The organism is Neobacillus paridis (genome assembly GCF_016765675.1).
Taxonomy (GTDB): domain Bacteria; phylum Bacillota; class Bacilli; order Bacillales; family Cytobacillaceae; genus Neobacillus; species Neobacillus paridis.
The window spans coordinates 1-1,062 of record NZ_JAESWB010000367.1; the positions used below are offsets into that span (position 1 = coordinate 1).

The window sequence follows — 1,062 nt, forward strand, 5'->3', positions numbered from 1 at the left end:
AACAGCCTGCCTGAGACTGCTTCCATTGAACCTACCCGAATTATCCCAATCGACTCTGGCGATTGGCTCCACCATGCGCAGTCCCAAAATTTTTTGCCAATAATCTCTTCTGGAGGGAAACCACAAGCTTTTAAACATAAGTGGTTCACTTCGACGACAGTCCCATCCAGGCTCATAATTCCAGCGAAATTAGAACCTTGCTCGAAGAAGGTACGATATTTGGCATTTGCCTCTGCGGCCGCAGCGGCTTCAGCCGTTGCCCGTCTCTCTTCATCCTCTGCGCGTTTTCGGTCTGTGATATCTGTATGTACACCGACCCACTCGCGGATGGTTTTGTTACACTCGACAATGGGAATCGCCCTAACACTTGTACAGCGGTATTGCCCGTCTGCTCTTCTTAGCCGGTATTCAGCTTCGTATAGCTTCTTTACCTCAACCGCTTGTTTCCAAGCGACTTCGACATTTTTGCGGTCTTCTGGATGGACAGCATTCAACCAGCCCCATTCATTGGCTTCACGCGCGCTTTGTCCGGTAAAGCTACACCAGCTATCCTGTTCTGGCACAAACTTCCCCGAGGGAGTCGCAGTCCAGACAATTGCACTGGTTGCCGCTACCAAAGAACGGAACCGCTCTTCGCTAATACGTAATTCCGCATTCGCTTGATAAATTCCCGTGACGTCACGGGATACCGAGAGCAACCCTTCTATTTGGCCGTCGACCCCCTTTATGACGTTGACCTTGACATCCCACCAACGAGGATTGCCCTTTGCCGTAGGGCAGAAGGCTTCAAAGTGCCCTGTTTGTCCCTGCCGAGCCTCGCCAAGTGCTTTAAATATTGCGGGGCGAACTGCTTCCGGCCAAAGAGACACCCATGGAGTTCCGAAAATATCGTCGAAGTTATCAATCTCCATTGCACACTGGCCATGTTTGTTCATAGCAAGCAAATCGCCGTTTATGTCTAATAGCTTTACACAATCAGGACTGCTTTCGAATATGCCAGTAGTACCTTCGCTAAATTCAGAAAATGGCCAGTTATGAATGATAGATTTGGTTATTTGTAAC

General features: G+C 49.2%; 1 protein-coding gene. It reads right to left on the minus strand.

The window, feature by feature from the left end; translation table 11 throughout:
• A partial coding sequence (locus JK635_RS22050) for a PAS domain-containing protein (RefSeq protein ID WP_235888316.1) occupies window positions 1-935 on the minus strand: 935 nt, incomplete at its 3' end.
• Window positions 936-1,062 lie beyond the last annotated feature (127 nt).